The sequence below is a fragment of the Micromonospora cathayae genome, assembly GCF_028993575.1.
Classification (GTDB): domain Bacteria; phylum Actinomycetota; class Actinomycetes; order Mycobacteriales; family Micromonosporaceae; genus Micromonospora; species Micromonospora cathayae.
In genome coordinates this window covers 4,838,564-4,865,413 of record NZ_CP118615.1, presented here as the reverse complement: position 1 = coordinate 4,865,413, position 26,850 = coordinate 4,838,564, and the positions used below count along the sequence as shown (strand labels likewise).

The 26,850-nt window shown below is 72.8% G+C and carries 23 protein-coding genes; 6 read left to right on the top strand and 17 right to left on the bottom strand.

What is annotated here, in order from left to right; all coding sequences use genetic code 11:
- Nucleotides 1-583 precede the first annotated feature (583 nt).
- A complete protein-coding gene (locus PVK37_RS21770; protein ID WP_275035202.1) occupies nt 584-1,576 on the bottom strand; it encodes a DUF1152 domain-containing protein in 993 nt (330 codons plus the stop codon).
- 465 nt (nt 1,577-2,041) lie between these two features.
- Between PVK37_RS21770 and PVK37_RS21765 the strand changes: the two genes are divergently transcribed.
- Nucleotides 2,042-2,575, top strand: a complete 534-nt coding sequence (locus PVK37_RS21765) for an immunity 21 family protein (protein ID WP_275029479.1) — start codon at nt 2,042-2,044, stop codon at nt 2,573-2,575.
- A gap of 89 nt (nt 2,576-2,664) precedes the next feature.
- Here PVK37_RS21765 and PVK37_RS21760 read toward each other — a convergent pair whose 3' ends face one another.
- Together PVK37_RS21760 and PVK37_RS21755 are read right to left on the bottom strand one after the other, a co-directional pair.
- On the bottom strand, nt 2,665-3,864 hold the full coding sequence (locus tag PVK37_RS21760; RefSeq protein ID WP_275029477.1) for an RtcB family protein: 1,200 nt from the start codon (nt 3,862-3,864) through the stop codon (nt 2,665-2,667).
- Between the two features lie 352 nt (nt 3,865-4,216).
- A complete protein-coding gene (locus tag PVK37_RS21755; protein ID WP_423791099.1) occupies nt 4,217-4,933 on the bottom strand; it encodes a peptidylprolyl isomerase in 717 nt (238 codons plus the stop codon).
- Nucleotides 4,934-5,535: 602 nt separating this feature from the next.
- Between PVK37_RS21755 and PVK37_RS21750 the strand changes: the two genes are divergently transcribed.
- The gene (locus PVK37_RS21750; RefSeq protein ID WP_275029476.1) at nt 5,536-7,077 is read left to right on the top strand and encodes a peptide deformylase; all 1,542 of its coding nucleotides are present in this window, start codon (nt 5,536-5,538) and stop codon (nt 7,075-7,077) included.
- A 33-nt stretch (nt 7,078-7,110) separates the two neighbouring features.
- On the opposite strand, the gene PVK37_RS21745 is transcribed toward PVK37_RS21750, so the two are convergent.
- Nucleotides 7,111-7,599 (bottom strand): GNAT family N-acetyltransferase, encoded by a 489-nt coding sequence (locus PVK37_RS21745; RefSeq protein ID WP_275029475.1) that lies wholly within the window; start codon nt 7,597-7,599, stop codon nt 7,111-7,113.
- Nucleotides 7,600-7,660: 61 nt separating this feature from the next.
- Nucleotides 7,661-8,383, bottom strand: coding sequence for a MerR family transcriptional regulator (locus PVK37_RS21740; RefSeq protein ID WP_275029474.1), 723 nt, complete (start codon nt 8,381-8,383; stop codon nt 7,661-7,663).
- Between the two features lie 172 nt (nt 8,384-8,555).
- Here PVK37_RS21740 and PVK37_RS21735 point away from each other — a divergent pair, with 172 nt between their 5' ends.
- Complete coding sequence (locus PVK37_RS21735) at nt 8,556-10,829, top strand: excinuclease ABC subunit UvrA (protein ID WP_275029473.1); 2,274 nt, start codon at nt 8,556-8,558, stop codon at nt 10,827-10,829.
- A 61-nt stretch (nt 10,830-10,890) separates the two neighbouring features.
- Here the strand turns inward: PVK37_RS21735 and PVK37_RS21730 are convergent, their stop codons facing one another.
- The 3 genes from PVK37_RS21730 to PVK37_RS21720 form a co-directional block, all read right to left on the bottom strand.
- Nucleotides 10,891-11,670: a hypothetical protein gene (locus tag PVK37_RS21730; RefSeq protein ID WP_275029471.1), complete on the bottom strand. Its 780-nt coding sequence runs from the start codon at nt 11,668-11,670 to the stop codon at nt 10,891-10,893.
- A 13-nt stretch (nt 11,671-11,683) separates the two neighbouring features.
- Nucleotides 11,684-13,414 (bottom strand): DUF4012 domain-containing protein, encoded by a 1,731-nt coding sequence (locus PVK37_RS21725; RefSeq protein WP_275029470.1) that lies wholly within the window; start codon nt 13,412-13,414, stop codon nt 11,684-11,686.
- 177 nt (nt 13,415-13,591) lie between these two features.
- Nucleotides 13,592-14,812: a glycosyltransferase family 4 protein gene (locus tag PVK37_RS21720; protein WP_275029468.1), complete on the bottom strand. Its 1,221-nt coding sequence runs from the start codon at nt 14,810-14,812 to the stop codon at nt 13,592-13,594.
- Nucleotides 14,813-14,956: 144 nt separating this feature from the next.
- On the opposite strand from PVK37_RS21720, the gene PVK37_RS21715 reads away from it, so the two are divergent.
- Nucleotides 14,957-15,514: an arsenate reductase/protein-tyrosine-phosphatase family protein gene (locus PVK37_RS21715; RefSeq protein WP_275029467.1), complete on the top strand. Its 558-nt coding sequence runs from the start codon at nt 14,957-14,959 to the stop codon at nt 15,512-15,514.
- Here PVK37_RS21715 and PVK37_RS21710 read toward each other — a convergent pair.
- Complete coding sequence (locus PVK37_RS21710; protein ID WP_275029466.1) at nt 15,495-16,943, bottom strand: tyrosine-protein kinase domain-containing protein; 1,449 nt, start codon at nt 16,941-16,943, stop codon at nt 15,495-15,497. The genes PVK37_RS21715 and PVK37_RS21710 overlap by 20 nt on opposite strands.
- A gap of 198 nt (nt 16,944-17,141) precedes the next feature.
- Here PVK37_RS21710 and PVK37_RS21705 point away from each other — a divergent pair, with 198 nt between their 5' ends.
- Complete coding sequence (locus PVK37_RS21705; protein ID WP_275029465.1) at nt 17,142-18,998, top strand: polysaccharide biosynthesis protein; 1,857 nt, start codon at nt 17,142-17,144, stop codon at nt 18,996-18,998.
- Nucleotides 18,999-19,126: 128 nt separating this feature from the next.
- The gene (nhaA, locus tag PVK37_RS21700; RefSeq protein ID WP_275029464.1) at nt 19,127-20,455 is read left to right on the top strand and encodes a Na+/H+ antiporter NhaA; all 1,329 of its coding nucleotides are present in this window, start codon (nt 19,127-19,129) and stop codon (nt 20,453-20,455) included.
- 51 nt (nt 20,456-20,506) lie between these two features.
- Here nhaA and PVK37_RS21695 read toward each other — a convergent pair whose 3' ends face one another.
- The 8 genes from PVK37_RS21695 to egtA all read right to left on the bottom strand — a co-directional run bounded on the left by PVK37_RS21695 (nt 20,507) and on the right by egtA (nt 26,756).
- The gene (locus PVK37_RS21695) at nt 20,507-20,707 is read right to left on the bottom strand and encodes a hypothetical protein (protein ID WP_275029463.1); all 201 of its coding nucleotides are present in this window, start codon (nt 20,705-20,707) and stop codon (nt 20,507-20,509) included.
- A 39-nt stretch (nt 20,708-20,746) separates the two neighbouring features.
- Entirely contained in the window at nt 20,747-21,040 is a 294-nt protein-coding gene (locus tag PVK37_RS21690) for a hypothetical protein (RefSeq protein WP_275029462.1), read from the bottom strand.
- Nucleotides 21,037-21,405 (bottom strand): DUF1622 domain-containing protein, encoded by a 369-nt coding sequence (locus tag PVK37_RS21685; protein ID WP_275029461.1) that lies wholly within the window; start codon nt 21,403-21,405, stop codon nt 21,037-21,039. Before PVK37_RS21685 ends, PVK37_RS21690 begins: the two co-directional genes overlap by 4 nt.
- A gap of 175 nt (nt 21,406-21,580) precedes the next feature.
- Entirely contained in the window at nt 21,581-22,168 is a 588-nt protein-coding gene (locus PVK37_RS21680) for a TMEM165/GDT1 family protein (RefSeq protein ID WP_275029460.1), read from the bottom strand.
- A gap of 272 nt (nt 22,169-22,440) precedes the next feature.
- The gene (gene egtD / locus PVK37_RS21675) at nt 22,441-23,412 is read right to left on the bottom strand and encodes an L-histidine N(alpha)-methyltransferase (RefSeq protein ID WP_275029459.1); all 972 of its coding nucleotides are present in this window, start codon (nt 23,410-23,412) and stop codon (nt 22,441-22,443) included.
- Nucleotides 23,409-24,191, bottom strand: a complete 783-nt coding sequence (gene egtC / locus PVK37_RS21670; RefSeq protein ID WP_275029458.1) for an ergothioneine biosynthesis protein EgtC — start codon at nt 24,189-24,191, stop codon at nt 23,409-23,411. Before egtC ends, egtD begins: the two co-directional genes overlap by 4 nt.
- 10 nt (nt 24,192-24,201) lie before the next feature.
- The gene (gene egtB / locus PVK37_RS21665) at nt 24,202-25,524 is read right to left on the bottom strand and encodes an ergothioneine biosynthesis protein EgtB (protein WP_275029457.1); all 1,323 of its coding nucleotides are present in this window, start codon (nt 25,522-25,524) and stop codon (nt 24,202-24,204) included.
- A complete protein-coding gene (egtA, locus tag PVK37_RS21660) occupies nt 25,521-26,756 on the bottom strand; it encodes an ergothioneine biosynthesis glutamate--cysteine ligase EgtA (protein ID WP_275029456.1) in 1,236 nt (411 codons plus the stop codon). Before egtA ends, egtB begins: the two co-directional genes overlap by 4 nt.
- Between the last annotated feature and the right edge of the window lie 94 nt (nt 26,757-26,850).

Here is a 26,850-nt window from a genome sequence, read left to right as displayed (position 1 = left end):
GGAACCCGGTGGGCGATCGGGGAGTGTTTCCAGAACGCCAGGACCGAGGTCGGCCTGGACCACTACCAGGCCCGGCGGGCACTCCGGCGTTACCCCGACCATGGTCAGCGGTTGGGAGCTGGGGCGGCATACGACCAGCCACGCCCACCGCAAGACGCTGTGCGCCATATATATGGCAAGAGCATCGACGGGATATACCAGGAAGGATCACCCCCGCGTGCGCGGGGAGCAGCGCCGCCGGCTCGCCGCCCGCCAGTCGGGTGTGGGATCACCCCCGCGTGCGCGGGGAGCAGACTTCCTGAACTGGCGTTCTAAAGATCAACTGGCTCAGCTTCGTTCACTTTGGTCGCAAACTCTCCGCTGCAACCATGGCACTCCAATGCATTGCGAACGGGCGGGCACGGCGTGGTTGGGGAGTCATTACCCTGCGCGCTGCCCATCGCCCCTGAGGGTACCTGGGACCGAGAGTGGCTGCGGCGCGCTCCCGTGCTAACTCGACACGTTCGACGCTACAAATGGCTGCCTTCACGGGCGCGACAGAACGAAGGCTGCCCACCACATCGATGACCGGCGGTCTGGGTGTTCAGTGGGGAAATCTACGGGGGACACGGGCGTTGCGGAGTTCGTCGCGGAACGCTTGGATGCGTGTGATGACCTGTCGCCTGCCGATGGTGTTCTCGATGCGGTCGAGGTACAGGCATCGGGCGGCGAGTTTGTCGAGGTCGACGGTGAAGTAGATCGCCATCAGCGGATTGACGAACAGGTCACCGCTGCCGGTGCGCCGGGTGAACCGGATGTCTCCGAACGCGCCGGTGGTGGCGGCGGCGATCTGCCCTTGGACGATGCTCTGCCGGTTCGGGGTGGCGGCCTGAGCGTCGGCGACAGCATCGCGGTACAGCACGGCCTCCCGGCTGGAACCGGGGATGGACAGGGCGCCGAGGTAGCCGCCGTCGCGGTCGAGTGCGGCAAGGTTCTCCAGCACCTCGACGTGGTTGACGCCGTCGTAGGCGTCGATGCCGAAGCCAAGACTGGTCACCAGCTTGACCGGTACGTCCAGCGCGGCCACGGCGGCCAGGCTGGTGATGTCCTCCACCGGGGTACCGAGATTACTTTCGTCTCCGCACAGCAGGACATCGGTGCCACCGTCGACCAGCACCACCGCATCGATGTCGAGTTGCTCGACCAGGTGCCGATACGCCGCCCGCAACGGCTGGACACCGAGCGGCGGGAAGGCATACACGGTCGACGGCAGTTCCTGAGTTGCCAGCCACCGGGCGAGCGTCCGCTCGGGGAAGTACCAGTCCGGACTGGCAGTGTCCGGCTGCACCGCCGCGACGTGCTCCGCTACCCACGCTTCCCGGTCGATCAACTCGAGTTCGGAGAACGACAGGCTGGCCAGATGCACCTGTGCGCCACCGCGCCACAGCGCGAGCGCCAAGGGCAGGCCGGCATACACGTCGAACCCTCCCCCAGCTCCGGCGATGAGGACGTTCCTCGCCGGAGCCAGCGCGGCAAACAGCGGCGGAGTCGCCAACGTGAAAGCGCCGGCGTCTGCCGGCAGCGTGTCAGGGTTCATCACCGCCCAATGATCAACCATGCCCGTCCTGGTCGGTCGCGTCGGCGACGGCCTCGGGTGTTCCGGCGGACTTCGCCCGGTTCCGGCCGCTGGTCACCGCGACCGCGTTGGGCGCCACTGCCGGGGTGCACACCCTGGTCGCCGAAGCCTTGGCCCGCCAGGACCCGCGTCGGCCTGGTGCCTCGGGTGCGGGACAGCACCCTGGTGCTCCTCGGCTGTACCCACGCCGAGATAACCGCCGCGCTACTGGCTGCGCTCACCACCAGCCGCCCGGCCACCGACACGCACCTGCACGCCGAATGTGAGACAGGGCCGACAACTACGCAGTCCCACATGGCGCCGACTGCGTCGCGACGAAACCGACTGGTGGACTAACTCGATCGGCTGGTTCGTCGTGGTGTGTGGTCACACCGCCCCGCCAGACCGTAGTGGCTCATGACAGTGGTAAGACCAGATGTGGGGGAGGTGGCTTCGTTGCAGTATACCTGGGTTTCGTCGGCGGGCGGGCCGCTGCTCGTCGCTCCGCGATCGGCGCTATCGCTGTGGGCCGGTGTCGATAGCACGGATGGCCCCGTGGAGAGCTGGGGCGACTACGGCCGGGCGTGCGCGATCGACGGTTTCGTTGGCCTGGTCGCCGTCGGTCCGTGGCAGGCGCTTGTGCTGGGCGACGAGCCGGCGATGACGACGTACCTGCCCGCGGAACGGCTGTTCCTGCGGTGGGCGGCGGCATACGAGGAAGACGACCTGGTGAGCGCTGCACGTCGAGCGGTACATGATGGCGTTCAGTGGGACGCGGACGAGGATGTCCGCTGGGTGGTGGACGGGTCAGTCGTGATGTTCGATTCGGCGTGGCCCGGAGCGGAGTTGGAGCCCGACAACCACCTCGTGATCGATCTGCACCCGGGCGAGCACCGGGTCCGGGCGGCGTACCTTGCCGATGGTGATAGCCGGATGATCCTGGTTCAGCTGCAACCGGTGTCGGAGCCTGCACAGCCATAAGAGAAGTCGGCTTTGATCAGGGGGCACGCTATCCGTCCGGCCGGCCGGGGCCGGGCGACGGGACTTTCTCCGCCGCCCGGCGTACCGGCTCAGCCCTTCACGCAGACCACCTGCTTGAGGTGCGCGACCACCTCGACCAGGTCCTCCTGCTGCGCCATCACCTCGACGATGTCCTTGTACGCGCCGGGGATCTCGTCGACCACCCCCGGGTCCTTGCGGCACTCCACCCCGGCGGTCTGGGCGGCCAGGTCCTCGGTGGTGAAGGTCCGCTTGGCCTGCCCCCGCGACATCCGCCGGCCCGCCCCGTGCGACGCCGAGCAGTACGCGTCGGGGTTGCCCCGCCCGCGCACGACGTACGAGCCGGTGCCCATCGAGCCGGGGATGATGCCCAGGTCACCGGCCCCGGCCCGGATCGCGCCCTTGCGGGTCACCAGCACCTCCACCCCGTCGTAGGTCTCCTCGGCGACGTAGTTGTGGTGGCAGGAGATCGGCTCGTCGTAGCTGACCTGCGGCAGGTGCTCGCGGACCACGTTGCACAGCAGCGCCAGCATGACCGCCCGGTTGCGGCGGGCGTACTCCTGCGCCCACCACAGGTCCCGCCGGTAGGCGTCCATCTCCGGGGTGCCGGCCAGGAACACCGCCAAGTCCCGGTCAGGCAGGTCGGTGTTGTGCGGCAGGCCCCGGGCCACCGCCATGTGCCGCTCGGCCAGTTCCTTGCCGATGTTGCGGGAACCGGAGTGCAGCATCAGCCAGACCCGGCCCTCGTCGTCGCCGCCCTGCTCCAGGCAGACCTCGATGAAGTGGTTGCCGCCGCCGAGGGTGCCGAGCTGGTGCTGCGCCCGGTCCTTGAGCTGCCGCACCCGCCGGTCCAGGTCGTCGAACCGGCCCCAGAAGTCGTCCCAGCCGCGCTGCTCCAGCCCCCGTACCCGGCGCGGGTCGACCATCCGGTCGTGCTTGGCGAACCCGACCGGGATCGCCGCCTCGATGGCGCTGCGCAGCGGCGCGAGGTCGTCGGGCAGGTCGGACGCGGTCAGCGAGGTACGCACCGCCGACATGCCGCAGCCGATGTCCACGCCGACCGCCGCCGGGGAGACCGCCTGCCGCATCGCGATCACCGAACCGACGGTGGCGCCCTTGCCGAAGTGCACGTCGGGCATCACCGCCACACCCTGTACCCAGGGCAGCGCGCCGATGTTGCGGAGCTGGCGCAGGGCCTGCGCCTCGATGGCGTATGGGTCGGTCCAGACCCGGACCGGGGCCCGGGTGCCGGGCAGCGGGGTGAAACTCATGGTCGCCTCCTGGAGGTCGGCTGGCTGAGGGGTGGGCCGGCCGGGCACAAAGAAGCCGCCCGACCCGGCAGGGGTGGGCGGCGGACGTGCCGTCACACGGACGCGGTCAGCGCCACCACCCCGGCGGGAGATACCGGCCTTTGCCGGTGCGGCACAACAGCGCCGACGGCACGACCGGGCCACGCCGCGACGGGCGTGGTGTTCCGGTACGGGCCTGGCGGGTCACGGTGCGCTCCCGGTCAACGGTCGTCGGGGTGGGCTTGTCCGGTTCACGGTAGGGGCAGGGTGGACCGTCCGCAACGGATATCGCGGACGGTCCACCCGAGGACGGCGACCGATGTGGCGGACCGGGTCAGTGGCGGCGGACCGCCCGGTCGATGTCGACGGGGGCGGCCGGCGCGCCGTCGACGGGGGCCGGGTCCTCCGGGGTGGGGGCGATGCCGGCGGCGGCGATCCGGTCCAGGGTGGCCAGGCCGACCGGGTCGATCGAGCCAAACACGGTGTAGTTGGGGCGCAGCGCCGAATCGGCCTGGACCAGGAAGAACTGGCTACCGTTGGTGTCCGGGCCGGCGTTGGCCATGGCCAGGGTGCCCCGGGCGTAGAGGCGGCGCACCCCGGTCGGGTCGGTCGGGGCCGGCGGCAGGTCGGTGGGCAGTTCGTCGGCGTACCGGTAGCCGGGGCCGCCCGCGCCGGTGCCGGACGGGTCGCCGCACTGCAACACGGTCAACGTCGGGTACGCGGTGAGCCGGTGGCAGGAGGTGTCGTCGTAGAACCGGTGCCGGGTCAGGTGCAGGAAGCTCTGCACCGTGCAGGGGGCCTGCTCCCGGTCCAGGGTCAACGGGATCGGCCCGTAGTTGGTGCGCAGGGTCACCCGGACGGTCCCCCGGTCGGGGGTGCGGCGGGGGTCCGGCGGCAGCGGCACCGGCCGGGCGGCCGGGTCCTCGGGGGTGGCGGTGTACCCGCACGGGCCGGGCGTGGTCCGGGCCGGCGCGGCGGCACCGGCCGGCGCGGCCACCCCGGCCCCGGCGAGCAGCGCCCCGGCGATCAACGCGCCGCCGAGCAGCCGGATGGAGGTCGCCGACCCCTGCCGCCCCGGCGACGGGGCAACGGATCGTGGTCGTGGTGTGCGCGGCACGGGTCCTCCCTGGACAGCCTGAAGTGGAAAGATCGCAGTCTATGGAGGAGGGCGGTGCTTGTCGATGCGGGCGGTCGGGTGACCGGCGTCCGCCGCCGGCGACCGGCCGACGACCGTCGGTGACGGAAACCCGACAGCGGTCGCCGTCGTGGTCCGCGTGCGCGGCGGCGGACAATCAGCCCGACCAGATCGATCGCCGATATCCCGAGGCTGCCGATGGCCGCGATCACCGCTGGCGTCGAACCGTCGTCGGTCCCGACGCCGAGCATGGCCACGACCAGCATGGCCGCGATGGCCGCTGCGGCTACGACGATCTGCGACCGGTTCGCCCGGCCCCCGGCCGCCGCCGCCGTCGTCGTCCGGGGGGGGTGCCTGCCCGGGTACGCCTCCTGCTCATCACGGACCTCCCACCGCGTGTCACGGCCGCCCGGCTGACCGGCCGGCCTCCAGCAGAACCCGGCCGCACCGGTGGACAACAGGGTGATCAGCGGTCACGCACCGTTCAATCCACTCACACCCCCTGCGGAGGCCGACGGATGGAACTCGACGACGCCACCCGGGAGGCTGTCGCGGCCTTCGTCGCCGAACTGCGGCACCGTCGGGAGGTGGCCGGACTGTCCCAGAAGGCGCTGGCGAAACTGGTCGGCTACACCCCGTCGTACGTGTCCAAGGTAGAGGGTGGGGTGCTGCTGCCCAGCCGGGAGTTCGCCGAGGGGGCGGACCAGTCGTTGCAGGCCGGGCGGGCGATCGTGCACCGCTGGCAGGACCTGCACACGACGCACCTGGCCGCCACCACCGCCCCGGCGCCCCGGCACGGGCCGGCGGTGGGCGACCCGCAGTCCTGGCCGGGCACCGAGGTCGTGGTGGAGCACGAGATGGCCCGGTTGACCTACCGCGACGGCGCGTTCCACACCGAGGTGCGCCGGCAGTTGCACAACCGTGGTGACCAGCCGGTGACCCGCTACCTGATCCGCATCTCGGTCGACCGCTTCCCCGGTGACCCGGCGGCGTCCAACGCCTATTACCGTGAGGACCCCCTCACCATGGCCGAGACCCGACTCGCCGCCTACTGCCTCGACGAGCGGATGGATCACCACGTCCAGCACGACCGGGACGCCTTCAAGGAGATCTGGCTGCTCTTCGAGAACGGCGGACGGCGGTTCCCGCTCTACCCCGGCGACCGGCGGTGGATCACGTATTCCTATTCGGTACCGGAGCGCAAGTGGGGGCCGTGGTGGCAGCGGGCGATCCGGCTGCCCACCCGTCGGTTGACGCTCGCCCTCGACTTCCCGGCGGCGCTGCGTCCGGTGGTGTGGGGACTGCGCAGCTCGATGTCGGCCGAGCCGTCACCCTTTCCCCGGGACTTCAGCCGGGACGATCGTGGGGACCGGGTGGTCTTCGGCTGGTCGACGGAGAACCCACCGCTGCACGCGCGGTACCGGATCGAGTGGACGTTCAAGGCAGCACCCCGCCGGGGCGACAGGAGCGACGAAGACATGCCGACACCGAGCCAACGCATGATCGAGCTGGGCATCGCCCAGGAGGGGGCACCGGTGCTGGGCGAGCGGGCCGCCCCGTTCGCGCTGCCCGACGAGGCCGACGACGCCCGGCGGGTGGTGGCCCACCTGCTCGCCACGATGGCGCGGGTCGCGGCGGTGCACCTGTTCGCCAAGGGGATGGGGCTGGCCGCCCCCCAGGTGGGCATCGGCCGGTCGGCGGCGGTCGTCCGCACCCCGGACGGTACGGAGCTGGTCCTGCTCAACCCCCGGGTGATCGACGAGTCCCGGGAGACCGATGAGCAGTACGAGGGCTGCCTGAGCTTCTTCGACGTGCGGGGACTCGTCCGCCGGCCGGTCCGGATCGAGGTGGCCCACCAGGAGGTCGACGGCCAGACGGTGATCACCGAGTTCCGGGACGGACTGGCCCGGCTGGTGGCCCACGAGATCGACCACCTGGAGGGCCGGCTGTACCGGGACCGGATGCCACCGGGGGCGGAGTTGGTCCCGGTGTCGCGGTACCGGGGCACCGGCACGTCCTGGTCGTACCGGACCTCCGACCGGACCGACCGACCGGGCTGAGCGGGCCGGGCTGAGCGGGCCGGGCAGAGCGGGTCAGAACTCGCGGTACATCACGTGCAGACCGACCCGCCCCCGGTTCGGGTGGGCGAACGCGCCCGGCACGGTGCCGACCACCTGGAAGCCGTGCCGCCGGTAGAGGTCCACGGCCGTGGTGTTCGTCGCGGCCACCGCGTTGAACTGCATGCCGGCGTAGCCGCGCCGGGTCGCCCAGTCCACCGCGAAGCGGCACAGCGCGGTGCCCACGCCCCGGCCCCGGCTGTCGGCGGCGACCATGAAACTCGCCGTGGCCACGTGCGACCCGGGGCCGGGCCGGTTGGTACCCATCTTCGCGGTGCCCACCACCCGGTCATCGTCGTCCACGGCGACGACGGTCAGCCCCGGTGGTGCCTCCACCCAGGTCCGGTACGCCTCGTCGGCGGTCAGCTCCGGGTCGTACGTGAAGGTCTTCGCCGCCCGGACCACCTCCTGGACGATCTCCCACACCCGGGGCCAGTCGCTGTCGGTGAACTCCCGGATCCGCACGGGCCCGGACGATACCAGCGCCGGTGCCGCCGATGCCGGGTCGACCGCACCGGATGCGCGGTCAGCGGACCAGTCCCCGGTACCGCAGGTAGCCGTGCAGGGCGGCGGAGGCGGCCAGGCGGGCCAGACCGCGCCGGCGCAGGTCCTGTTCCCGTCGGGCCAGCTCGGCCCGGACCCGCTGCGGGCTGCCGGTGGTCCGCAGCTCGTCGAGCACCGACGCGACGATGTCGAACGGGTACCCGCCGCGCCGCAGCAACGCCACGACCTGCGCGGCCCGCAGTTCGGTGTCGTCGTACACCCGGTAGGAGGTGCCCCGCTCCCGGCCGGGGCGCAGCAGGCCCCGGCGCTCCCACAGCCGCAGCAGCGGGGTGCGGACGCCGACCAGGTCGGCCACCGCGCCGATGCGGACCGCGCGTCGCCGGGCCGGCAGGGTGACCGCCGGGCCGGCCAGGACGGTCTCGAACGCGCCGAGCGCCCGGCTGATCTCGGCGCGTTCCCGGTCCAGTTCGGCGTGTCCGCGGTCGATCGCGGCCAGCGCCGACGCCAGGTCCCCGGTGTGCACCGCGGCCATCACCTCCCGGGTCCGGGCCCAACCGTGGCCCTCGGCCATCCGGCGGGCCACCGTCAGCGCCTCGGCGTGTTCGGCGGTGAAGACCCGGTAGCCGGCCGGGGTGCGCTCGGCCGGTGGGAGCACCCCGGAGTCGACGTAGTTGCGGACCTGTTGGACCGAGATCCCGGCGCTCGCCGCGAGGTCGACGGCGCGCAGTCGGCGCGAGGCTGCCACCCGGTCACCGTACCGGCTTCACCAGCAGTTGAGACTTTACGGGGCATTGTGTCCGCGAACGCCGGGGCCGCATCGGAAAACCCTCCACGTGCAGATGAATGGGAGAATGTAATCCCGCCACAGCTCGTCGACAGCTCGGGCGGGTCCCGTCCTGCCCGGAAATGGGGGGACCATGCCGTCAACGCCACACACCGCCGCGGACAGCCACGACATGATCGAGGTACGCGGCGCCCGGGAGAACAATCTCGCCTCGGTGTCGGTCGACATTCCCAAGCGGCGGCTCACCGTCTTCACCGGGGTCTCCGGGTCCGGCAAGTCGTCGCTGGTGTTCGGCACCATCGCCGCCGAGTCCCGGCGGTTGATCAACGAGACGTACACCGCGTTCCTCCAGTCGTTCATGCCCAGCGTCGGCCGGCCGGACGTGGACGCGCTGCGCAACCTCAGCGCCGCGATCGTCGTCGACCAGGAGCGGATGGGGGCGAACTCCCGGTCCACGGTGGGCACCGCCACCGACGCGTACGCGCTGCTGCGGATCGTGTTCAGCCGGCTCGGCGACCCGCCGGCGGGCGGCGCCGGGGCGTTCAGCTTCAACACCCCGGAGGGCATGTGCCCGGCCTGTGAGGGGCTGGGCCGGGTCTCCGACGTGGACGTGCACCAGCTCGTCGACGTCGAGCGTTCGCTGAACGACGGGGCCATCACGGTGCCGAACTTCGGGGTGGACTCGTGGTACTGGCGGATCTTCGTGCAGTCCGGTCTGGTCGACCCGGACCTGAAGCTCCAGGACTACCCGCCGCAGATGTGGCAGGACTTCCTGCACCACGAACCCACGAAGATCAAGGTGGGCGGCAGCACCCTCAGCTACGAGGGGCTGGTGGTCAAGGTGCGCCGCCTCTACCTGGACCGGGACCGGGAGTCGCTGCAACCGCACATCCGGGCCTTCGTGGACCGGGCCGCCACCTTCACCACCTGCCCGGAGTGCGCCGGTACCCGGTTGAACGCCGCCGCGCGGGCCTCCCGGGTCGCCGGCCGGACCATCGCCGAGTGCGCGGCCATGCAGATCAGCGACCTGGCCGGGTTCGTCCGGGGGCTCGACGCGCCGGCGGTCGCCCCGCTGGTCACCTCGCTGGGCGAGATCCTCGACTCGCTGGTGGAGATCGGTCTGGGCTACCTGAGCCTGGACCGGGAGGCGGGCACCCTCTCCGGTGGTGAGGCCCAGCGGGTCAAGATGGTCCGCCACCTGGGGTCCAGTCTCAGCGACGTCACGTACGTCTTCGACGAACCCACGACCGGCCTGCACCCGCACGACGTGGCCCGGATGAACGACCTGCTGCTACGGCTACGGGACAAGGGCAACACCGTGCTGGTGGTCGAGCACAAACCGGAGACCGTCGCCGTCGCCGACCACGTGGTCGACCTGGGGCCGGGCGCGGGCTCGGCGGGTGGGCGGATCTGCTACACCGGCGACGTGGCCGGGCTGCGCCGCTCGGGCACGCTGACCGGCCGGCACCTCGACCACCGGGCCGGGCTGCGGGAGCGGGTACGTCCGCACCGGGGCACCCTGCCGATCCGGGGCGCCGACCTGCACAACCTGCGCGACGTCGACGTGGACGTGCCGCTCGGTGTGCTGACCGTGGTCACCGGGGTGGCCGGGTCGGGCAAGAGTTCGCTGATCCACGGTTCGCTGTCCGGCCGGGACGGTGTGGTGGTGGTGGACCAGTCGGCGATCCGCGGATCCCGGCGCAGCAACCCGGCCACGTACACCGGGCTGCTCGACCCGGTCCGCACCGCGTTCGCGCGGGCCAACGGGGTGCGGGCCGCGTTGTTCAGCGCCAACTCCGAGGGGGCCTGCCCGGCCTGCAAGGGCATCGGGTTGATCTGGACCGACCTGGCGATGATGGCCGGGGTGGCGACCGTCTGCGAACAGTGCGAGGGCCGCCGGTTCACCCGGGAGGTGCTGGCCTACCGGTTGCGTGGGAAGAACATCAGCGAGGTCCTCGCCATGTCGGTCGACGAGGCCCGGGAGTTCTTCGCGAGCGGGCCGGCGCGGGCCGTGCTGGACCGGCTCGCCGACGTCGGGCTCGGCTACCTCGGCCTCGGTCAGCCGCTCACCACGCTCTCCGGGGGTGAGCGGCAGCGGCTGCGGCTCGCCATCCACCTGGCCGAGAAGTCCGGCGTCTACGTGCTCGACGAGCCCACCACCGGTCTGCACCTGGCCGACGTCGACCAGCTGCTGGCGTTGCTGGACCGGCTGGTCGACGCGGGCAACACGGTGATCGTCATCGAGCACCACCAGGCGGTGATGGCGCACGCCGACTGGCTGATCGACGTCGGCCCCGGGGCGGGGCACGACGGCGGGCGGGTGGTGTTCACCGGCACCCCCGCCGACCTGGTCGAGCGGGCCGACACGCTGACCGCCCGACACCTGCGCGGCTACCTCGGGCGGTGACGTGCCGGTGCCGCCCGCCGGACCGGGGTCCGGCGGGCGGCACCACCCGGGGAGGTACGGACTAGCTCGCCGCTCCCGAGCCGAACCGGTCACGACGCCGCCAGAGGAACGTCCCCAGCAGCATCACCGCACCGGCACCGACCAGCGCGCCACCGACCTTCAGCGGCAGGTCCATGCTGCTGCTGCCGGTCACCGGCAGCTTGCCGCCACCGGGCTTGCCGTCACCGGGCTTGCCACCGCCGTGGTGGTACTTGAGGACGGTCAGCACGGCCGTCGCGGTACGTCCGGACTCCAGGCCCCGGGCGGTGATGACCACCTCTCCCGGGCAGCGGGGCCGGAAGGTGAACTCGAAGGAGCCCTGCGCGTCGGCCCGGATACCGAAGCTCTGCGGCGTGCAGTCGGTGGAGCCGTCCCAGGTGCCGCCCTTGTGCTCCGGCAGGCCGCCCTTGTGCTCCGGCCGGCCCCCGGGCTGCGACGTGTCCCGCCGCTGGTACGCGACCGGGGCCATCGCCACCGTGCTGCCGTCGAGACGCTGGCCGGTCCCGTCCGACCCACCGAGCCCGGCGGCTTGCGGATTCGTCGTGATGGTGATCTCCACCAGCTCGTTCGGTGCGAATCCGGTGCCGGTCACGGTGACGGTCTCGCCGACCACCACGGTGCTCGGGGTGACCGTCAGGTTCGGGCCCGTCGGCGGGTAGGGCGGGTAGGGCGGCGGCTGTGGCGGGTACTGCGGCGAGTTGGGCGGGGGCTGCGGCTGGGACAGTGCCGCCCCCGCCGCGGTCGGCACGGCCACGACGGCCAGCCCGACCGCGATGGCCGTAAAGATGCGGGATAGCCGCATGATGGGTCCTTTCCTACTGGTCACAGCGTGATGCGGATTGGATGTGGGTGGTCCATGGGGTGGCGGTCGGGGTCAGCCACAGCTCGGCCTCTCCGATCTCCGTCGGGGCCGTCAACAGGTCGGCCTCGAGGATCCGGGTACGCCCCGGCGCGACCTCGACATTGGCGATGACGACCCGCCGGCTGCGTTCGGTACCACTGCCGACCGGCGTCTCCGCGCCGTCCAACCGGACCCGTACCACGGTTCCGGCGGCCGGACTGAAGACGTTGACCAGGGTGCGGACGACGTACGGATCGCCCGCCCTGGCAAGGCCGAGCACCGAGGACGTGAGCCCCGACCGGGGCACCGAGGAGCGCAGTGACACGGTCAGCCGGAGTTCGCGCCGACCGTCGGGGCGGCACCCGCCGACCGTCAGCGACGCGTTCGGCTTCAGGTAGTAACCGAGCTTCGCGCCACTGCCGTCATTGAGGAACACGCCGACCGTCGGTCGGTCCTCCCGCTCCGGAAGCGTCCCGGCAATCCGGCTCTCGCCGATTTCCCGCTGTTCCTCCGGATGGGCACTCCATAACAATATCCGTCTTTCGGCAATAGATCGGTTGAATGCCGACAAAAGACCCCGAGGTTCCACCGCCCGGGTGAGGAAGGCATCGAAGATCGCCGCCGCCGACCGGGCGAAGAAGTCGTCCTGCTCGTTCAGGTCGAGCCGCAGGTAACTGTCGGCGAGCAGTTCCCGGACGACGGTGCCGCCGGTGAGCTGCCCGAACCCGGGCACCTGGACCGGGCCGGTGGCGGCCAGCAGGTACGACAGGGCCACCGGGTCGATCGCCAGCACCCCGTCCACGGTGGTACCGGTCCGGCGGCGCACCATGTCCCGGTACAGCGCGGCGGCGGTCGGGAAGTGCGGGGTCAGGTTCACGTCGGCGGGGTAGATGCCGGGCAGGTCGGTGTAGAGGCCGCGCATCTCCGGGCTGATCCCGGGCAACGGCGGGGTGAAGGGGCCCAGTTGCGCGGCGGTGCCCTGCTTCACGATCCGGACCCGTCCGCCCTCCGCCCGGATCACCGTGTAGGCGCCGAACATCCCGCCGGTGGCCCGGAGCTCGGCCAGATTCTGCGACACCAGCAGGTAGTCGCGGGCTTCGTCGGCACCCAGCAGTCGGGGCAGCAGGGCGGCACCCCGGCTGGCCGCGCCGGTCACCCCGGCGAGCCGGTCGACCTCGCCGCGCAACCCGGTCAACGCAGACCGGACGTCGGCGGCCAGTCCCCCGGTGGACACCCCGTGCAGTCGGGTGACGTTCTCCCGCACGACGGCGTCCGCCCCGGCCAGTTCCCGTTCCGCCGACCGGAGCGCGGACAGGTCGAGTCGACCGTCCCGGGGCAGCAGGGTGGTCAGCTCGACGCCGAGCAGCCGGGGGAACGCCCGCCGGGCCAACTCGTCCACGGCCACCGCGATCTGCCGGACGGCGGTCAGGTCGTCCCCGGCGACCGGCACCCGCCGGCCCAGGGACCAGCTCGGACCCTCGGTGGCCGCGCGGGCGGCGGCAGCCTGCTCCTGGAGGGCCGCCAGGGTCCGTCGGGCCCGGTCGGCATCGCCGCCGACCACCTGGCCGCCGAGGTCGCGGGCCAGCTCTGCGGCGCTGAGCAGGTAGCCCCGGGTCTGCCGGGCCCGGAACCCGACCCAGCCGACGGTGGCCAGCAACAGCGTGACCACCACCAGGCCGGCCAGCAGGCCCCGGTGCAGCCGCACCCGGCCCTTCCGTCGGCCACGGCGCGCTCGCGGCGCTTCGCCTGTCCTCACAAGACACTCCTGGACCAACACTCGGGTACGTGCACTCTGCGCTACCGCTTTCTATCGCAATCAGTACGCTTATGGAGCTTTTAGGAGATTAATCAGCCTTATGGGCGATTCATGAGACGGATTCGGTCAGCGGCCCGGAGCGGACGCCTGACCGGCGGCCACGTCGGAGAGAATCCGCTCGATCCGGTCCACCCCCGCGCGCAGCGACATGTGCCGCTGGTACGCCGCACGACCCCGCCGGCCCATCTCCGCTCGGGCGTCGGCCGGGATGGTGGCGGCCAACCAGAACCGGTCGGCCAACGCGGACCAGTCCTCCGGCGGACAGGAGAGTCCGGCCCGGGCCCGTTCCACCATCGTCACGGTGTCCCCGGCGGCCGAGGCGACCACCGGGGCCGCGCAGGAGAAGGCGGCCTGGAGCTTCGTCGGCACCACCCCGCGCAGCTCGGGCAGATCCCGGGAGGCGACGAGCTGGTAGTCCGCGGCGGCGTAGAGATCCGCCATCTCGACCGGCGAGCGGCGCTCGACGAACCGTACGTTGGGCACGTTCCAACCGGTCACCAACGCCCGGATGCGCGGCTCCTCCGCGCCCGAGCCGACCAGGACCAGGTCCATCCGGTCCGCGACCGCGGCCGCCGCGTGCACCGCGGTCTCCAACCGCTGACGCGGCCCCATCGTCCCCGCGTGCATCACCACGCAGCGCCCGTCCCCACCGACCAGGCGACGGGCGGTCGGGCTCGGCCGCGACGGCCGGAAGATCCGCTCGTCGGTCCAGTTGAGCACCAGGTGCACCCGGGCGGGGTCGGCGCCCGCGCCGACCACCAGGTCCCGCATCGACGGGGCGGTGACCGCCACCGCGTCGGCCTCGGCGTAGAGCCGGCGCAGCGCCGCCGCCGTCCGGCTGCCCACCAGGTCGCCGGTCGACTCCTCGCGCGGCCACAGGTCCTGCACGTGCAGCACGGTGGGGACCCGGCCCAGCGCGCGGCGCAGGGCCGCCGCGGCCAGGGTCACCGCCGGCAGTTGACAGACGTGCAGCACGTCGATGCCGGCCAGGAAACGCCGCGCGGTCAACGCGGCGGCGCTGGCGAACGAGACGTGCCCGGCCAGCCGGGCCGCCGCCGACGAGTCGGCCGTGGGATAGCGGGGCACCCGCCGTACCGTCAGCCGCTCGCTGTGCGTCTCGTACCGCCAGTGCTGCCGCCACCCCGGGTAGATCCGGCCGCCCGGATGGTGCGGGAAACCGGTGACCACCCGCACCTCGTGCCCCCGGGCGGCCAGTTCCTCCGCGAGGCTGCCGGGCACGAACGCCGGCTCCGGCGGGAAGTGGTACGACAGGATGCCGATCCTCATCGCCGGGTCACCGTCCCGCCGGCCGGCGCGGCGTCCCGGCGGCCCGGCCGGCCGCCCGCATACGATGCCGACACCCCCTCACCCACCGGTCGGCCGTCGCCCGGCGGGGCCGACCCCGGAACCCGGTGTACGAGAGGGACTGCCATGACAGACCAGGTGCTGTTCGTCTGCCACGCCAACCTGTGCCGGTCACCGATGGCGGAGTACGTCGCCCGCCGGCTGCTCGCCGCCTGGCCGGTGTCGGTGGCGAGCGCCGGCACCGACGCGGTCGCCGGCCGGCCGATGCACCCGTACGCGGCGTTCGTCGTCGCGTCCGGGGGCGCCGACCCGACCGGGTTCCGCAGCCGGCGGCTCTCCGCCGGGCTCCTCACCGGGGCCGCCCTGGTGCTGACCGCCACCCGGCGCCAGCGGTCGGTCTGCGCCGCGCTGGCCCCGGCCGCCCTGCCCAGGACCTTCACGCTGCGCCAGTTCGCCCGGCTGGTCGCGGTGGCCGACCCACCGGCCGGGACCGGGGACCGGCCGTTGCGGGCGGTGGTGGAGGCCGCCGCCCGCGGCCGGGCCCGCCTGCAGCCCGTCCCCGACTCCGACTCCGACGACCTGCCGGACCCCCTCGGGGGCACCGTGCTGGACTTCACCCGGTGCGCCGGGGAGATCGAGCGGGCGGTGGCACCCATCGGGACACTCATCGCGGCAGCCGGGTGAGTTCCTGCGTGGAGTTTCCGGCAGGAGCCCGCTCGCCCTCGGTACGCCGGGACGACGCCCGGTCGGTCGGTACCGGCCGGGCACCCACGACCACCCGGTACGCCTCGTACTGGTAGGCCTCGCTCTTGGCCACCTTGGCCATGTTCAGCACGCAGCCGAGCACCCGGACGGACACCGAGTGCAGCGCCTGGGCCGCCGCGCCCACCTGGGTCCGGGAGGTACGCCCCTGCTGGCTGACCATGAGCGCGCCGTCGGCCTGCACGGCCACCACGACCCCGTCGGTCACCGCGAGGATCGGCGCGGTGTCGATGATGACGATGTCCGCCGACTCGCGCAGCGTCGTCAGCAGGTCCGCCATCGCCTTGGAACCCAGCAGCTCGCTGGGGTTCGGCGGGTTCGAGCCGCTGGGCAGCACGAGCAGCGACCGGTCCCCCCACCGCTGCACCGCGTCACCGACGGGGACGTCGCCGAGGAGCACGTCGGTCAGTCCGATGGCCGACTCCAGGCCGAGGTAGTCGGCCACCCGGGGACGCCGCAGGTCGGCGTCGACCAGCAGCACCCGCCAGCCCGCCTCGGCCAGTGCGATGGCCAGGTTGCAGGAGAGGGTGGTCTTGCCCTCCCCCTGCAACGCGCTGGTGACCGCGATGATCCGGGCCGGCTCGTGCACATCGACGAAGCGCAGGTTGGTCCGGAGCTTCCGCACCGCCTCGGCACGGGCCGAGGTGGCCGAGTCACCGACGATGAGCGGAGCGGTACGGGCCTCGGCGTCGAAGGGGATCTCGCCGAGCAGAGGGCTCCCGGTGGTGCGCTGAAGGGTCTCCGTGTCGCGCAGCCGGGTGTCGAGCAGGCCCCGGCCGACGGCGAGCGCGATGCCGGCGAGCAGGCCGAGCAGGCCACCGAGCAGCAGGTTACGGGCCGGACGGGGCGAGACCGGCTCGGTGCCGACCCGGGGACCGTTGATGACCTCCAGCTTGACCGAGGCCTGACCGTCCGGTGGGGTCTCGACGGCCTGCACCAGGTCGACGAACTTCGTCGACAGCGCCTCGGCGACCCGTAGGGCCCGGGTCCGGTCGGTGTCGGTGACCGAGGCCCGCAGCAGGACCGTGCCGGTCTCGACCGAGCTGTCCAGCCGGCCCTGCACGCCGTCGGCGGTGAGTCCGAGCCCACGGTCCTCGGCGAGGGTACGGGCGAGCCGTTCGCTGCGGAGCAGGTCCGCGTAGGACTTCACCCGTTGCTGGAGCCAGAGGTTGCCCTGGTAGGCGTCGGTGACGCCCTGGCTGGGGCTGGTGACGAAGAAGGTCACCGACGCCACGTACCGGGGCTGGGCCTGCACGGTGAGGTAACCCGCCGCCCCGAGGGCGACGATGATCGTCAGTAGCACGATCCACCACTGTCGGCGGACGAGCTGGAAGTAGCTGCCGAGATCCATCAGGCGAGCCTCCGGGTCCGGAACGCCAGGTCGATGAACTGCACGAAATCCCCCAAACCGAACTTAAGCCGTGACAGGATGAAGACCGCTCAGTCGTGCACGAACTGTCTCGCCGAATGTAGTGGATTTATCCCCACAATCAGCCGCATTCCCCTCAATGCGTCTCTGATCAATTACTCATGATCTTGAAGGCAGAAGATGGATCACGCTTCCTCGGCCGTACCCGGCCGCGCCACGCCGCCTCGGGACTGGGTGACCCGCCGGGCCGCGACCGTGTCCCTGCTCATCCTCGACCTGGTGGCCTGGTGCGGGGGCTTCATGGCCGCCGCCTGGACCCGGTTCGAGTTCGACCTCACGGCCCGGCAGGCCGGCGTCGTGCTGGGCGGCGCGCTGGTCTGCGCGGTCCTGCACGCCGGCATCAGCCAGTGCTGGATCACCGCCCGTGGGCGACATCCGGTGGGCAGCGCCGACGAGGCCTGGACGGTGGCGGCCACCGTCTCGCTCGCCACCGTCACGATGCTGGCGACGCTCCTACCGATGGTCGAGCGCCCGCTCCCGGCGAGCACCCCGATGCTCGGCGGTGCGCTCGCCCTGCTGGTCATGGTGTCGGTCCGGGCCGGGTACCGCCACCACCGGGACCGGCGTGACCGTCCGGTCCGCTCGGCGACGCGCACCCTGGTGTACGGGGTCGACGCGGCCAGCGAACGACTGGTCCGGGCCCTGCTCGGCGACCCCCGGAGCCGCTACCTGCCGGTCGGGCTGCTCGACGACGACCCGGAGAAGCACACCCTGCGCCTGCACGGACTGCGGGTGCTCGGCGGCCGGACCGAGATCCAGGAGACGGTCCGCCGGACCCGCGCGCAGACCGTGATCCTCTCCATCGGCGACAGCGACCCGGAACTCCTGCGTGACGTACGCCGCCGGACGCTGGAGGCCGGCGCGGAGTTCAAGGTGCTGCCACCGGTACGGGAACTGCTGGAACGGCCGGTGGCCGTCACCGACGTACGGGACCTCCAGCTCACCGACCTGCTCGGCCGGGCCCATCGGGCCGCCGAACTGACCGTCGAGCGCGGCGGCCTGGCCGGGCGACGGGTGCTGGTCACCGGGGCCGGCGGCTCCATCGGCGCCGAACTCTGCCGCCAGATCGCCCGGTACGACCCCGGCGAGCTGATGATGCTCGACCGGGACGAGTCCGCCCTGCACGCGCTCCAGATGTCCCTGTACGGCCGGGCGCTGCTGGACGGCCCGGAGCTGATCCTCGCCGACATCCGCGACGCGGAGGGCATCGCGCGGATCGTCGCCGACCGGCGGCCGGACGTGGTGTTCCACGCCGCCGCGCTCAAACACCTGACCCTGCTGCAACGGCACCCCGGCGAAGCGGTCCAGACCAACGTGCTGGGCACCCTCGCCGTGCTGGAGGCGTGCCGGGACGTGGCCCGGTTCGTCAACATCTCCACCGACAAGGCGGCCCGGCCGATCAGCGTGCTCGGCTACTCGAAACGGGTCACCGAACGACTCACCGCGCACTACGCGCACCACACCGACAACGCCTTCCTGAGCGTACGGTTCGGCAACGTGCTCAGCAGCCGGGGTTCGGTGCTCGGCGCGTTCCGCGCGCAACTCGAGGCGGGCCGCCCGGTGACGGTCACCCACCCCGACGTCACCCGGTACTTCATGACCGTGCAGGAGGCGGTGCACCTGGTCCTCCAGGCCGCGAGCATCGGCCGGGGCGGGGAGGCGTTGGTGCTCGACATGGGGGAACCGGTCCGGATCGCGGACGTGGCCCGCCGGCTCGCCGCCGAGGCGGCCCGACCGACCGAGATCGTCTTCACCGGGCTGCGACCCGGCGAGAAACTGCACGAGGACCTCTTCGGTGTCGACGAGACCGACACCCGCCCGCTGCACCCCCTCATCTCGCACGTCACCGTCCCCGCGCTCGACCCCGACGAGGTCCGTGGACTCGACCCGTACGCGGACCCGGCGGACGTGATCAAGTGGCTGGAGGGGCTGTGCAGCCAGCCCGGCACCCTGCCGGCGCTGCCACTGCCCAGGTGAGTGACCGTCGTCCCAGGCTTCCCGGCTCGCCGGTTCCGGTCCCCGTCGGTAGGGTCGGATCCGGTGTGCCGGGAAGTCTGGTCGGCGATGGTCCCTACCCGCGCCAGCCCCCGAGGTGAGTCCCGCCGATGAACGACCACACCCCCGAGCACCCGAACGAGGCCCGCCGCCGCCTGTTCTCCCGTAGCTCCTCCTGGCCCGAGGCCCGGTTCCTGGGCAACATCCTGCGCACCGAGACGGTCGGCGGCGGTCTGCTGCTGCTCGGCGCGGTGCTCGCCCTGATCTGGGCGAACTCCCCCTGGTCGGGCAGCTACGCCGCGCTCGGCGCGTGGGTCCCCTGGCCCGGCGGCGAGGCCCTGCACCTCGACCTGAGCCTGGCCAAGTGGGCGGCCGACGGCCTGCTCGCCATCTTCTTCTTCGTGGTCGGCCTGGAACTCAAGCGGGAGTTCGTCGCCGGTGACCTGCGCGACCCGCGCCGGGCCGCGCTGCCGGTGGTGGCCGCGATGGGCGGCATGATCGTGCCCGCCCTGTTCTACGTCGGGGTGATGCTGGTCTCCGGCACCGACGCGCTGCGCGGCTGGGCCATCCCGGTCGCCACCGACATCGCCTTCGCCCTGGCCGTGCTGGCGGTCATCGGCTCGCACCTGCCGCAGGGCCTGCGGGCGTTCCTGCTGACCCTCGCGGTCGTGGACGACCTGCTCGCCATCGTCATCATCGCGATCTTCTACACGTCCAGCTTCAGCCTGCTGCCGCTGCTCGGGGCGGTGCTGCCGATCGCGGCGTTCGCCCTGCTGGTACAGCGGCGCAAGACCTGGTGGTGGGCACTGCTCCCGCTGGCGGTGGCGGCCTGGGTGCTGGTGCACTCCTCCGGCGTACACGCCACCATCGCCGGGGTGCTGCTCGGGTTCACCGTACCGGTGCTGGCCAGCAAGGGCTCCGGGCCGGGCCTGGCCGAGCACCTGGAGCACCGGTGGCGGCCGGTCTCGGCCGGGTTCGCGGTACCGGTGTTCGCCTTCTTCGCCGCCGGGGTGTCGCTGCGCGGGACCGACCTGGGTGGGCTGTTCACCGACCCGGTGGTGATCGGCATCGCCCTCGGCCTGGTGTTGGGCAAGGTGATCGGTATCTTCGGGTCGACCTGGTTGATGGCGCGGTTCACCCGGGCTGAACTCGACAGCGAACTGAGCTGGTCCGACCTGCTCGGGGTCGCCTGCCTGGCCGGCATCGGCTTCACCGTGTCGCTGCTGATCGGGGAACTCGCCTTCGGCACCGGCACCGCCGCCGAGGAGAAGGTCAAGGTGGGTGTGCTCGCCGGTTCCCTGCTCGCCGCCGTGGTGGCGTCGATCCTGCTGAGCCGCCGCAACAAGGTCTACCGGCGGATCAGCGAACGGGAACAGCGTGACGCCGACCGGGACGGTGTGCCGGACGTCTACCAGCAGCGCCCGGCGCCGCAGGGCTGACGACCGTCGTCGGTGGCGGCCCGGTCCGGGCCGCCACCGGCGACGGTCCGGTCAGCGGTCCGGGTGGTGGAACGGGTGTTCCTCGTCGGTCTCCTCGGTCAACGCGTCGGTGGCCGGCTCGGTGAGGTCGTCCGCCGGCACCGCCACCTGCTCCGCCCGGTCGAGGTCGTCCGGCCGGTTACCCGGCGGCGGCTCGGGAGCGGTCGCGCCACCGGCGAAGCCGTACTCGTTCGGTTCGTCGTGCCTGCTCATCGCGATGATCCTCCCGCTTTCTCCGGTTTGCCGGTTCTCTCATCCACGGTAGGGGGTGATCGTCTCCGCCGCAGCGCGGCGCGGATCGTCGCCGGCCCGGACAGCGGGCACCGCCGGCCTGAGCACCGCCCAGAGCACCCTCCGCAGCCCCACGATCGCCGCCGCGCCCGCCAGATCACCCCAGTCCTGGGCGCCGGTGAGCCGGAACAGCCCGACCGCCGTCAACAGGTCCAGCAGGATCCGCAGCGCCGCCCGCCACGACCGGGCGGTCACCAGCACCACCGCCGCGCACCCCAGCGCCATCGCACCGAGCAGGGCGACGATGGTGGTCATCGGTGGACCGGCCGGCGCTCCTGCGCGACCTGCGCCTGCTCCTGGGCGATCTCCCGACGCAGGAAGTAGTTCAACGCGGTCCGGATGGCGGCGGTCGCGGCGAGCTGACCGATCTGGGCGAACGTCGGCGAGACCGCCGTACGCAGGATGTCCGCGGCGAGCTGGAACTCCAGGCCCAGCACGAGGAACCGGCCCAGCGAGAGCCGGATCGGGGTGAACACGGCGGCGCTGCGGTGCCGTAGCCCCTCGACCACGAACCGCAGCGCCGCCCAGACCGCGCCGAAGAAGATCACTCCCGCGCCGGCGATCTCCACCAGGCCCACCGCGACCTGGTCACCGTGGCGCAACCAATCCTCCGGACCCACCGGCCACCGTTACCCGTGCCCCGCCCCGGTAGTCATCCGGCGACCGGCCGGAAGGGTGCGGCCCGGCCGAAAGGGCACGGACGGCGTGGCGCGGCGCGGAGGGCCCGGCCCGCTCGACGGCCCGGCGCGGACGGCCCGGCGTGGCGCGGAGGGCCCGCGGCCCGGCGGGTCACCTTCAGGTCAGCTCGGCGACCGCCTCCAGGATCAGCCAGAGACCGCAGATCGCGAACAGGACCGCGGCACCGTACTTGATGGTCTTCTCCGGCAGCTTCCGGCCCAGCATCCGGCCCACCAGGATGGCGAGGGCGTCGGCGGCGACCATACCGATCGTCGACCCGATCCAGGTGCCGAACCAGCCGTACTGGGTGGCCAGCGTGATGGTGGCGAGCATGGTCTTGTCGCCCAACTCGGCCAGGAAGAACGCCACCCCGACCGCCAGCACCGCCGACTTGCTGCTCTTCTCGGCCTTGCGCTTCTCCTCCTCGGTGAGGGTGTCACCGCGCAGCGTCCAGGCACCGAAGCCGAGGAACGCCAGGCCGGCGACGAGCGAGATCCACCCGGTCGGCAGGGCGGCCCCCAGCCCGACCCCGATGGCGACCGAGGCGAGGTGGACCACGGCGGTGGCGATGGTGATGCCGATCAGCACCGGCACGGTACGGAACCGGGTGGCGAAGGTCAGGGCCATCAGCTGGGACTTGTCCCCCAGCTCGGCCACGAAGATCACGCCGAAGCTGACCGCCAGCGCGACGAGAAAGCCCTCCATGGGCATCCTTCCGGATCATGCCGGGAGGAGGAACGGGGATGCCCTCGACCCGGCTGTTCGACAGCCTGAGTCGAAGGTCTCGCCCGCCCCGGGGACGGGGCCGCGTGGCCGGGTGCGGAACGCACCAGTGTGTCGACCACGACGTTACGGGCTACTCCCCTTCGCGCCGACAAGCCTAACCCACCCGGCTGACCTGCCGGTTGACGGGGTGGCCGGGCTCACCCGATCCGGTCCGGCGGACCGGATCACTCCGGCCCGCGCTCCGGGTGCGCTCACTCGGCGCGGGCCAGGGTCACCCCGAACAGGCCGTCCGGGTCGGTCCAGAACCGTTCGGTGGCGAAGCCGGCGGCGGCCAGTTCGGTGGCGATCCCGGCCGGGCGGAACTTCGCCGACACCTCCGTCCGCAGGTCCTCCCCGGCGGCGAAGTCGACCGTCAGGTCCAGCTCCGGCACCCGGACCCGGACCGGCCGCCGGGCCCGCAGCCGCATCTCGATCCACTCCCGCCCGGCGTCCCAGTGGGCCACGTGCGCGAAGTCCGCCGGCACGAAGTCCGCCCCCAGCTCCCGGTTGACCACCCGGAGCACGTTGCGGTTGAACTCGGCGGTCACCCCGGCCGCGTCGTCGTACGCCGGGACGACCACCGCCGGGTCCTTGACCAGGTCGGTACCGAGCAGCAGCCAGTCCCCCGCCTCCAGGGCGGCCCGCATCGCGGCGAGGAAGGCGGCCCGCTCGTCGGGCAGCAGGTTGCCGATGGTGCCGCCGAGGAACGCCACCAGCCGCCGACCGCCGGCCGGCAACCGGCCGAGGTGCCGGGTGAAGTCCCCGACGATGCCGCGCACCCGCAGCTGCGGATACTCGGCGGCGATGTCGGCGGTGGACTGGCGCAGCGCGCTGACCGACACGTCCAGCGGGACGAAGGTGCCCAGCGTGCCGCGTCGGCTCAACGCGTCCAGCAGCAGCCGGGTCTTCTCCGACGAGCCGGACCCCAACTCGATCAGCGTCTTCGCCCCGGTCAGCTCGGCGATCAGGTCGGCCCGCTCGACCAGCACCGCACGCTCCGCCCGGGTCGGGTAGTACTCGGGCAGCCGGGTGATCTCCTCGAACAGCTCGCTGCCTCGGGCGTCGTAGAACCACTTCGGGGGCAGCCACTTCGGCTGCGCGGTCAGCCCGGTCCGGACGTCGTCACGCAGGCTGCGGGCCAGGTCCCGCTCCTCGAGGTGGATCTCCAGCGGTTCGGCGGTCATCGGCGGTCCTTCCCGTTGGTGGATGTGCCGGCCCGGCCGGCGGCGAGCGGGGTCACCCGTACCCCCGCCGGGGTGGCCTCGACCAGCGAGCCGTCCGGCACCGGCCGCCAGGCCGGGTCGTCGTCGTACGGTTCGGAGGCGAGCAGTACCGCGTCGGTGTCCGCGCGGACCGACAGCGCGTGCCCGGCGGTGCTCGCCACGGCGGTACGGCCATCGGTGAGCAGCAGGTTCAGCCGGGAACCGGGGGCCGCCGCGAGGACCGACCGCACCGTGTCGGCGACCGCCCCGGCCGGCGGCGCGCCGGCCCGCAGCCGGTGCCGGACCAGCGCCCACAGCAGCGCCGAGTCGGTGGGCGCGTCCAGGGTGAGCAGGTCACGTACCGGCAGCCCGGCGGCCAGCTCGGTCACCGAGTCCGGCCAGCCCCGCACCACCCCGTTGTGGCTGAACAGCCACCGCCCCTCGGCGAACGGGGCGGCGGCCCCGGCGTGCACCGGCATGCCGACCGTGGCGGACCGGACGGCCGCCAGCACCGCACCGGTCACCGTGGCGTCGGCCAGCCCCGGCAGGGCCGGATCGCTCCAGATCGGCTGCGCGCTGCGGTACCGCACCGGCGCGGCCCCGTCCGGGTACCAGCCGACGCCGAAACCGTCGGCGTTGACGGTGCCGCCACCGCGCATGTCCCGGGGGGCCCAGGACTGCCGCACCAGCGAGTGCGGCGGGTCGAACAGCAGCGCCCGCAGGGTCACCGGCGGGCCCAGGTACGCCAGGTGCCGGCACATCAGGCGGGGTTCACCGTTCGTCCGGCCGCAGGTCGCGGGCGCAGCGGAAGCCGCTGAAGATCTGCCGCCGGATCGGGTAGTCCCAGTTGCGGAAGGTGCCCCGGCAGGCCGCCCGGTCGGTGCCGAACGAGCCGCCGCGCAGCACCCGGTGGCCGTCGCCGAAGAAGACCTCGGAGTACTCCCGGTACGGGAAGGCGGTGAAGCCCGGATAGCCCCGGAAGGTGGTCGAGGTCCACTCCCAGACGTCCCCGATCAGCTGGTGCACGCCGAGCGGGGACGCGCCGGCCGGGTACGCGCCCACCGGGGCCGGCCACAGGTGCCGCTGCCCCAGGTTGGCGTGCTCGGCGGTGGGGTCGTCGTCACCCCACGGGTAGCGGCGGGACCGGCCGGTGACCGGGTCCCAGCGGGCCGCCTTCTCCCACTCCGCCTCGGTGGGCAGCCGCCGGCCGGCCCAGGTGGCGTACGCCTGGGCCTCGTGGAAGCAGACGTGCACCACCGGCTCGTCGTCCCGGACCGGGGACCACCGGCCGAACCGGCGGTACGCCCAGCCGTCGCCGTCGCGCCGCCAGTGCAGCGGCGCGGTCAGCCCCTCGGCCTGCCGGTGCGCCCAGCCCTCGCCGGTCCACCAGCGCGGGTCGTCGTACCCGCCGTCGGCGATGAACTCCCGGTAGCGGCCGTTGGTCACCGGCGCGGCGTCGATGGCGTAGCCGGGCAGGTCGACGCGGTGCGCGGGGCGTTCGTTGTCCAGCGCCCACGGGTCGGTGGAGGTGCCCATGGTGAACGGTCCGGCCGGGACCAGCACCTCGTCGGCGACCCGGACGGCCGGTTCGGGCGGCGGCGGCGCACCGAGCGCCGGCGGCCCGGAACGCAACTGGTGGGTGGCGAGCATCGTCTCGTCGTGCTGCTGTTCGTGCTGGACGATCATGCCGAAGGCGAACCCGTCGGCGACCAGCGGCCGGTCGGTGAACCGCACCCGGTCCAGCAGGTCGTGCACCTTGTCCCGGACGGTCGCCAGGTAGACGCGGGCCTCGGCCGGCGGCAGCAGCGGCAGGGCCGGACGGTCCCGGCGGGGCTGCTGGAACGCGTCGTACAGGTGGTCGATGTCCTGCCGGACCGGTTCCCGGCCGCCGACGTCCCGGACCAGCCAGAGTTCCTCCTGGTTGCCGACGTGGGCGAGGTCCCAGACCAGCGGGGACATCAGCGGCGAGTGCTGCCGCAGCAGGTCGGCGTCGTCGACCGCCTCGGTCAGTGCGGTGGTCCGGGCCCGGGTCCGGGCCAGTTCGGCGGCGATCCGGCCGCGCAGCGTCTCCGCGTCCGATCCGGTGGCTGTCACCGTGCACCCCTCTCCGCGGCGGCCCGTCGCCGCCGTACGCCGTGGACGATTTCCTGGTGCGCCCCGGCGGGCAGGTCGAGCCGGGGCAGGGCGGCCAGCGCCAGGTCGAGCAACTGCGCGGCGACCCGGGCCAGCGGTACGTCGGCGAGCCCGTACCGGGCGGCCCGGTACCAGCGGTCGGCGACGGGGGTCGCGCACTCCGCCGCCGACCGGGTGGTGGCCGGGTCGGCGAACAACGCCGTGAGCACCGCCGTCGGCACCGCCCAGTCCCGTCCGGGCTGCGCGTCCAGGTAGCGGATCTCCAGGTAGCCGCGCGGTCGTACCGGCGGGAACAGGGTGCTCAGGTGGTAGTCGAGGTCGTCGGTGGTCGGTGGCCGGGGCAGCGCGCCGTCGATCCAGTCGGCGAAGGTGATCCCCGGCGGCACCGTCCAGTCGGGCCCGTCGGCGCGGACGCAGAGCAGCGGCGCGGCCAGCGCGTACCCGGTCCAGGCCGACACCGGGTCGGCCGGCGGTTCGGTCGGTGACCAGGCCGGCCTGGTGCGGGTCGGATCGATGGCGAGCCAGGCGGCCATCCGGGCCGACGCCCAGCCGGTGGGCCGGCCGGCGTGCCGACCGGCGGTGGCGAAGGCGGCCAGCAGCGGCGGGCCCACCGCGTGCGCCGCCGCCCACCGGGCCGGCAGGTCGTCCGGGTAACCGGCGTCCAGGCAGATCTGGAGGCCGGCGGTGCTGTACATCATGGTGCGCCCGGCCGGCCCGCCCCGGTCGAAGGAGTGCCGCATGGCCCGGTACCGCGGGGTGTCGACGACCGGGCCGGGCGGCCGGTACGGATCGATGCCGCTGCCGCCCAGGACGAGCCCGGCGGGGGCGAGCAGCCGGGTCAACTCGCCGATGTCGGCGTCCGTGTCGGTGTGCAGCGCGACGAACGAGCGTCGCGGCGCGGTGGAGAGTTCGATCTGCCCGCCGGGCTCCACCGTCACGGTACCGCCGTGCGGGAGCCGCTCGGCCGGGCTGGTGTGGTCCAGGGTGGTGGGGGCGTGGCGCCCCAGTGCCGCGCGCAGCCGGTCCCGGTCGACGGGACGGGCCGGATCGGCGGCGTCGTGCACGGTCCATTCCAGCTCGACACCGGTGAACCGGGGTGGGCCGGTCTTGAAGCAGATCCGGGCGATGTGCCCGGCGGCGGCCTCCGCCTCCCCGAGGATCGCCCCCCGGTCCAGTTCCGGCGACGTCACCACAGGTGGCCTCCTCCTGCGCGCTCCGGCGGACACCGGAGCCGGGTCGGGCTCCGGTGTGCCCCTTCGTCTCCTTCCTAGCAGAGCGGCCCGGCCG

Excerpts from the sequence above, each read along its gene's own strand:
- PVK37_RS21770 (WP_275035202.1), bottom strand. The coding sequence starts at position 1,576 with ATGAACCCTGACACGCTGCCGGCAGACGCCGGCGCTTTCACGTTGGCG.
- egtC (WP_275029458.1), bottom strand. The coding sequence starts at position 24,191 with ATGTGCCGGCACCTGGCGTACCTGGGCCCGCCGGTGACCCTGCGGGCG.
- egtD (WP_275029459.1), bottom strand. The coding sequence starts at position 23,412 with ATGACCGCCGAACCGCTGGAGATCCACCTCGAGGAGCGGGACCTGGCC.
- PVK37_RS21750 (WP_275029476.1), top strand. The coding sequence starts at position 5,536 with ATGGAACTCGACGACGCCACCCGGGAGGCTGTCGCGGCCTTCGTCGCC.
- PVK37_RS21715 (WP_275029467.1), top strand. The coding sequence starts at position 14,957 with ATGACAGACCAGGTGCTGTTCGTCTGCCACGCCAACCTGTGCCGGTCA.
- PVK37_RS21690 (WP_275029462.1), bottom strand. The coding sequence starts at position 21,040 with ATGACCACCATCGTCGCCCTGCTCGGTGCGATGGCGCTGGGGTGCGCG.
- PVK37_RS21760 (WP_275029477.1), bottom strand. The coding sequence starts at position 3,864 with ATGAGTTTCACCCCGCTGCCCGGCACCCGGGCCCCGGTCCGGGTCTGG.
- nhaA (WP_275029464.1), top strand. The coding sequence starts at position 19,127 with ATGAACGACCACACCCCCGAGCACCCGAACGAGGCCCGCCGCCGCCTG.
- PVK37_RS21710 (WP_275029466.1), bottom strand. The coding sequence starts at position 16,943 with ATGGATCTCGGCAGCTACTTCCAGCTCGTCCGCCGACAGTGGTGGATC.
- PVK37_RS21730 (WP_275029471.1), bottom strand. The coding sequence starts at position 11,670 with ATGCGGCTATCCCGCATCTTTACGGCCATCGCGGTCGGGCTGGCCGTC.
- PVK37_RS21695 (WP_275029463.1), bottom strand. The coding sequence starts at position 20,707 with ATGAGCAGGCACGACGAACCGAACGAGTACGGCTTCGCCGGTGGCGCG.
- PVK37_RS21680 (WP_275029460.1), bottom strand. The coding sequence starts at position 22,168 with ATGGAGGGCTTTCTCGTCGCGCTGGCGGTCAGCTTCGGCGTGATCTTC.
- PVK37_RS21735 (WP_275029473.1), top strand. The coding sequence starts at position 8,556 with ATGCCGTCAACGCCACACACCGCCGCGGACAGCCACGACATGATCGAG.
- PVK37_RS21705 (WP_275029465.1), top strand. The coding sequence starts at position 17,142 with ATGGATCACGCTTCCTCGGCCGTACCCGGCCGCGCCACGCCGCCTCGG.
- PVK37_RS21720 (WP_275029468.1), bottom strand. The coding sequence starts at position 14,812 with ATGAGGATCGGCATCCTGTCGTACCACTTCCCGCCGGAGCCGGCGTTC.